General features: G+C 54.0%; 4 protein-coding genes and 1 pseudogene. 2 read left to right on the forward strand and 3 right to left on the reverse strand.

Annotated features, from left to right (window positions below):
* The first annotated feature begins 111 nt into the window (after positions 1-111).
* Positions 112-261 (forward strand): hypothetical protein, encoded by a 150-nt coding sequence (locus C492_RS22685; protein WP_239643416.1) that lies wholly within the window; start codon positions 112-114, stop codon positions 259-261.
* A gap of 112 nt (positions 262-373) precedes the next feature.
* Positions 374-565, forward strand: a pseudogene (locus tag C492_RS25270) (IS5/IS1182 family transposase); the annotation flags it as partial.
* Between the two features lie 268 nt (positions 566-833).
* Here C492_RS25270 and C492_RS09025 read toward each other — a convergent pair.
* The 3 genes from C492_RS09025 to C492_RS09035 all read right to left on the reverse strand — a co-directional run bounded on the left by C492_RS09025 (position 834) and on the right by C492_RS09035 (position 6,289).
* Positions 834-1,607: an FxLYD domain-containing protein gene (locus C492_RS09025; protein WP_152424864.1), complete on the reverse strand. Its 774-nt coding sequence runs from the start codon at positions 1,605-1,607 to the stop codon at positions 834-836.
* A 124-nt stretch (positions 1,608-1,731) separates the two neighbouring features.
* Positions 1,732-3,192, reverse strand: a complete 1,461-nt coding sequence (locus C492_RS09030; RefSeq protein ID WP_008422644.1) for a hypothetical protein — start codon at positions 3,190-3,192, stop codon at positions 1,732-1,734.
* The gene (locus C492_RS09035) at positions 3,185-6,289 is read right to left on the reverse strand and encodes an MrcB family domain-containing protein (RefSeq protein WP_008422646.1); all 3,105 of its coding nucleotides are present in this window, start codon (positions 6,287-6,289) and stop codon (positions 3,185-3,187) included. The genes C492_RS09030 and C492_RS09035 overlap by 8 nt, the downstream gene beginning before the upstream one ends.
* Positions 6,290-6,670: the final 381 nt, after the last annotated feature.

Genomic DNA, 6,670 nt, shown 5'->3' on the forward strand with positions numbered 1-6,670 from the left:
TCTCCGACTCGTCGTGGCCATTACCAACTACGAGCGAGGAAATAATCCGGGCTGTGAGAAGCTATGAGATGGATTCTATGACAGGCTCATTCGGATAACACAAAGCGCTCTATGCTGGCAGGCATCGGTGGTGGTGCTGTGATTTCATTGATTGCCTTCTACCACGTTACAGGTATTTCTGCTATGGGCGTCTACGTAACCCTGCTTGCCGGCATCGGAATGCTCGTTGCTGGCGTCAGTGGATATCGGAAACTCCGGTAACTCCTTCTCTATCCTGTAGAATGGCTGGCTCTGATGGAATTCCTCGAGTGGTACTGTAGGGGTGTCACAGAACGATTAGCACACTAAAGAGCAGGGCTGAATGCTAAGGTAGATGGGTTCAGCGACTATGCAAGATTCTTCGGTAGAGTCGTTTTCAATGTCGTGGAGATGAGACGCTAGCGTTGTTTGAGCATATCTCCTTCAAGTTCTCGAAGAGTTCGATGTTCGCCTTGGCGGAAACGAGGCGAACACGAGACCACGAACCATCTGAGATGATAGGGGCATTCTCCACTGTTACTACAAAGCGCCTTGTCGTCGCAATCATCAACTACGAACGTAGGGACAATCCAGGATGTACCGTGATCACAGTGTAAGAACTCTTCTATGATACCCTCGAGAAATGACTTCAGCCGATTTGCTCTCTAAGCGGTTCTAGCTACGAGGAAAGGCTATGACAGGAGGTTGTTCTCGGAGATTTCTCAATGTAGTAGCGTAGTCAATCATCATTGATAGGGATCGTAGATCTATACCTAAAAATGTGATTCCTGAATGATAATAGGTCAGGGATTAGATTAAAAGGACCTGTCTGTAATAAGGATCTCGTAGTCTTCGACCTCGGGAATTCGATCACGTCCGTTCCAAGAGACGTCAAATGACCACGTATCTCCATCACGAAGTTCAGTAACGTTAGTCCAGTTATCACCCATGACGATGCCATCGGCGTTATGGAACTTCACGATTGCTTCTACGTAGCTGATTTCTTCTCCACGAGTATTCTCTACTTTCCCTTCGATGATGACCTCTGGAAAGTCTCCCTCACTCTTTTTCATGTCATGATCTACAAGATCGAGCCCATCAGGGTTGAATTCTCTAGCTTCCTCTGTGAATTCTCCCTCAATCTCGTAGTCGGCTACCTCTTCCTCATTAGTCCCGAGATAGTGAACATTGGAAATCCATGTTTCGCCGCTTCCCAGCGTCTGGAGCCATGTAGTGGAGTTGTCGAGGTAATTTCCGTCGGCGTCGTACCAGTCGACCTGGAGTTCAGTAGTTCCGGAAGCAGCATCACCAGTATTCTCGACAGTCGCTTCAACGAAGACGTCGGTTAGATATTGACCTTCATTGACAATCAGCTCATGATCGCCAATCTTGACACTTGGCTCGCCCTCGACACCAGAGTCACCAAGATTGGAACTGTCGTTACTATCATTGCTTTTGTTTTCGTTTGAGCCGTTCTCATCGTCACCGCGAGAACCGCCATCCATCTCTTCGTTGGTAGCACTAGAACAACCTGCGAGAAAAGTCGTGAGAGATACGCCGCCGACAGTTAGGAATTTTCGTCTATCCATGATATTGATTAGTTTCCTGAGATTATATACATCTCGAGAGAAGTGCTAACATTTGATAAAACACCCGAATTTACAAATACAAGTACTGACGATCGGTTTCGTTTCAATCTAATGAATCATTGGATCATAGCTTTCGCTCGAGGACTTGCGCTAGCTGATTCTCGAGTTCGGCGGCCTGCAGGACCTTAATCTCGCTCTCGGCTTGCTCCTCGAGCGACGCAGTCTCTCTGTTGAGATCCTGCACGACGAGTAGTCCGTTCCACCCAGAGCCGAAGTACTCCTCAGTATCACGACCAAAGACGTACTCCTCGTTGAGACGCAAGAAGGCGAGATACTCGAGTGTCTCCTTGATCCCTCTCCGAATCGTGTCCTCGTTGGCGCTATTCTTCACTTCGACGATCAAGTACTCCTGATCACCATCCTCGGAAATGATCTCGAGGACGATCACGTCCGGCCGTCCAGTGTGATCCTGGTACTCTTTATCGAAGTAGTTGCCAGCGACCTCCTTGGCGACACGCTGTACCCTGTCAGTGCGGGACTGGCTGTCCTCGTCTTCGTCCGGAACCGCTGTGAACGAGAGATTCCNCTGGTACTCTTTATCGAAGTAGTTGCCAGCGACCTCCTTGGCGACACGCTGTACCCTGTCAGTGCGGGACTGGCTGTCCTCGTCTTCGTCCGGAACCGCTGTGAACGAGAGATTCCGATCCCGTGCAGAGTTGTCGTGATAGAGGACGATCTCCTGGTTGCCGTCGAATCGGGCCACTTCCTGCCGGTCGGTTGCGATCGTCTGGAACTGCGGCGTACTCTCGCGAAGGTCTTCGATCGTTGCAATGAATCGGAAGAGCACGAACAGTTCGAACAGTGAATCCGTATCGTCCGGTGCGATCGCAGTTTGCTCGAGCAGCTGGCGGATCGCATCGGCGTCGCCGTCGAACAATCGCTGGCGCGTTCGTAGCAGCGAGGCGGCCGTACGATACACCTCTTGACGAGAGTTGGCGGCCGTCGTGAGCATTCGCTCGGTCGGTTCGTACGTGTCGGGTTCGCGGATCCGGCGGACGTGGACGTTGCGCTCGACGATGCGCTGGAGTTCGTCGATCAGATCGTCGCTGCCCTTCCAGGTCTGGGCGACCCAGTCGTAGTCCGCACGAAGGTATTCTTCTGCCTCTCGGACTGTGCGGTGGATGATAGAGATCAGTTGCTTGAGGACGATGTTTTCCGGGATGTCGTAGTCCTCGGAGCGATTGTCGCAGACGAAAACCGAGTTGTCTCGAGGGTACTGGGAGTAGCGTTTCTTGATAGTATCGCCCCAGTTGATCCGGCCGTCGACGGTGCCGCGTCTGGTTCGTGAGGTCGTCCGGGTTTCGGTACGGATACTGCGGAGGTGTCCGGAGAGGTTCCGGACGAACTCGACGACGTCCTCTTGGAGGATGAAGTGGAGATCCAGCAAGAGTTCGTACTCTTCGAAGCGCTCGTCCAGCTGTTCCGGTTTGAGCGAGCGGGCCAGCTCCTGTTGGGGGAACGAGCCTCGCATTGCGTAGGCGAGGATATCCTCGGTGAGCTGGCCGAGGAGTTCGTCTCTATTCATTCGCTGTGAGTGTGACCTGGAGCATCTCCTGGGCGGCGTCTGTAAGTAGGTCTGGTTTGATGTCTGGGACGTTGGTGAGCTCTCGGACGATGGTTTTCCGTTTCGGAACGCCCTCGAGCTGTGGGAAGATGTAGCTGATGACGGCCTGAGTGAGATGGTACTCGAGGTTATCGGTGTGGAGCGTGACGTACTGGAGGACGTCTTTGATGATCGCCGGGCCGATCGCTCGTTCATCGACCGCGGTGTTCGTTTTTCGCCAGACGCGGCCGACTGCGTGTGCTTCTTGCTGGGTGATCTCGAGCTCCCAGACGTCTGCGTACTCGTGGATAAGATCCGCTGCAGGGTCGTCGGTCTCAGAGGTGGCTTCGAGGTCAGGTGCTGGAACACGAATGAAGGCAAAGCGGCGCATGAACGCGTAGCTCATCTCGTAGAGCGAGGTCTTGTCGTAGGCGTTCATCGTCGCGAAGATGCGCCACGAATTGGGAACGACGTACTGGTGGGGTTGTGCAGTGCCCTCGAGGTCGGCGTGTGTCGTGAGTTCGATTTCGTGGTCGTTGACGGTGTAGGGGAGTTGGACCGATTGTCCGGAGAGGAGTGTGAAGAGCTGGCCGAACGCTTTGTCGATGTCTGCACGGTTGAGTTCGTCGACCACGAGCAGGTCGTTGGCCTGTGTTTCGTTTTGACGGTCCTTGAGGCGGTTGAGAACGATCCCTGGCGTGAACGAGAGGTTCTGGTCGTTGTCGTTGGTTTCGTTGGGCATGTAGCCGCCGACGGTGTCGAACGTCGACCAGTCGGCGGTGGCCGTGGTCATCTCGAAATCGGTGTAGAGGTACGGGTGGGTGTCGGTGAGGTAGTCGCAGACGCGTTCGGCTATTTCTGTTTTGCCGGTGCCGGGTGGGCCGGTGAGCAGGATGTGTTTGTTCGAACGGAGGGCTGTGGAGATCTGCTCGATGATTTGGTTGGCTATGTTGTCCTGGAAATGGAGGTCCTCGAGGATTTCGTCGGCGTCGATGGGGCTAGTGAGGTTCTTGTGGATGGCGATGGCTGGGATCTCTTCGAGGGAGGGGGCGAGTGCATCGAGGAGTGCCGTTCCTTTGTCTGTGGTCAGTGACTCGAGAAGACGGTGGCGGGGGAAGCCGGTGTCATTGATCTGGCGGCAGATGGTGTCCGCTCGTTCGAACGGGAGGCTGTTTAGGAGGAGGGCCTCGAGTTCGGCATCGACCGTGGTAGGGTCTTTGTCGGTGATCTGTCGGGTTGTATCAGTCTGCTCGAGGACCCCCGTTGCGAACAGTCTGCTGAAGGTAAGCAGGTACGGGAAGGAGTCGCCCTTTGGGCCGCCTTCGTGTTCGTCGTACCACCAGTTTTCGTCCTCGGGTTTGGTGGTTCGGTCTTGGATGATTCCGGCGCCGATGAGAGCGCTTTCGCGGGGGGAGAGGTCCTCCCAGCTTGGATCCTGTCTCGAGTGGAAGAGCACGATATCGCCGGGGTCAGGTTGTTCCCAGTGGTCTTTGTCCGCTGGTTGGAACGAGAGGGCGGTGTACTCGAAGACGGTCAGCCAGTAGTCGGGTGGGGCAGTGAATTTGTAGACTGTGGTGTCGTCCTCGAGTGCACGTTTGAGGAGTGGGTGGTCGGGGTTCTCGAGGTCGGTTTCGGTTCTGGGAGTAGGGTCGTTGGGGAGTGTCACGTGATCCTCCTCAGCCGTAGTCGTCGATTTGGGGTAGAGTTGGTCACCCTTGATTTGCTCGAGGAACTCCGGAATTGACTGGTATTCGGAGTAGAAGTCCGAGCCATCTCTCTCGAAGTTGATTGCGCTGTACGTGTCATTTGGCCACCCCTTGAAGTCCAGTGTCTTCCAGAACTGTGTGCGATCGAGGTCGGCTTTGTAGACCGGCTCGAGAAATAGAACGTGGTGGAACGTCGCGTCTGTTGTCTCTCCCCAACCAATGGCCTCTGTGAACGCCATTGCTGCCTCTGGCTCGAGGATCGTTGCGTGGGCAACTCGGGCGAGGATCGTGTATTGACCGCCTCGTCGGCCATCTCTGTCGGCAAAGAGAAGGTAGTCGCCGGTGTTCGCTGGGTTGTCGTTTCGGTTCCCCCAGACGCGGAGTTCGTCGTGGTCGATCGGAATGTCGGTGATCTCCTCGAGCGGTTCTCGAGGGACGCCGTCCAAGACTGTGCGTTGGAAGTTTGTCCGAATGGAATCCTGGCCGATAGGGACTTGGTAGACGGTTGGTGTTGTGGACTGCTTGCTATCTGTTCGTTCTACTATTTGGCCATCAGTAGACTGGCTGTTACCAACATCTATCAGCGGCGTTTGTTTAGTAGTAGTCTGGACGTATCCTCGATATGCCTCGACGAGGTTGAGAAGGTCTTCTCTGAGGATCTCGTCGGTTGGAAGGTTCTCTAACGAGTATTGCTGGTACAGGATTGTACCTGGTCCGTACAGCTTGTTTCGTTGAGAAGCGTACGGGAACTGTAGAGGGCCAGCAGCGAATCGCTCGAGGTTGATCTCGTCCCGTACGTTTTTCGCGGTCGTTTTGAGCTGCTGGCGTGCTTCTTTGATTCCGACGTCGTTTTTGAGGGCTGTAACCCCTTGGTTGAGGGTCAGGGTAACTCGATCTTCTTGTGGTTCGAATAGATAGACGACATAGATTCCCTCCTGGATCTGTGTCGTCTCTCGAGGATCCATCACTGCTACCCAGGGAATCGAGGTCCATCGGCCCTTTCCTGCCGATGATTTGATCTCCATTTTGTGATCGGAGAGGAGTTCTCTGATTGTCTCCGGTATTCGCTGTTCGAGATCTGTTCTCGTTTCGTGAGTGGTTAGCCCTTCTCCGATTTGTTCGACCGGATACGTAGACAGAACACGCTCGAATAGTTCAGAAAGGCTTGGAGTCATATTCTGATTCGAGAGTGTACTGTCGTTAGAGGTGCTTCCTTCCTGGTTCTCTGAAGAGTCCATGTCGGACCCGCGAGCCAGGAGATAGTCACCCGCTTTCTCTGAGAGATTGAACAGATACTGCTGGTTGATGCCCGCTTCGTTGACCGGGTAGTAGCGGTCTAGGCGGACATCTTCCCTGATCAGGTCGGCGAACACCTCCGCGAATGGAATCGGTTCGTCGAATTCAGTTACCTCGACGTCGACGTGGCGGTACTCCTCCCCGTCCTCGGTTACCAGATAGGCCGGACTGATGACTTCCGAGTACCCGATGATAGCCGCATCGTGGTAGTTGAAGACGATATCGCCGGTCTCGAGTTTCTGTAGATCGTAGTTCTGGAAATCGGTACGCGGTGCCTGGAGATAGCCGTCCTCGATTTCTTCGGGATTGTTGCTCTGGTTGACCCAGTAGTACGGCGCGGTCTTTGTGAGAATCTCGTCGTTAATTAATTGAGCCTGTCATAGAATCCATCTCATAGCTTCTCACAGCCCGGATTATTTCCTCGCTCGTAGTTGGTAATGGCCACGACGAGTCGGAGA

The sequence above is a fragment of the Natronococcus jeotgali DSM 18795 genome, assembly GCF_000337695.1.
GTDB classification, from domain to species: domain Archaea; phylum Halobacteriota; class Halobacteria; order Halobacteriales; family Natrialbaceae; genus Natronococcus; species Natronococcus jeotgali.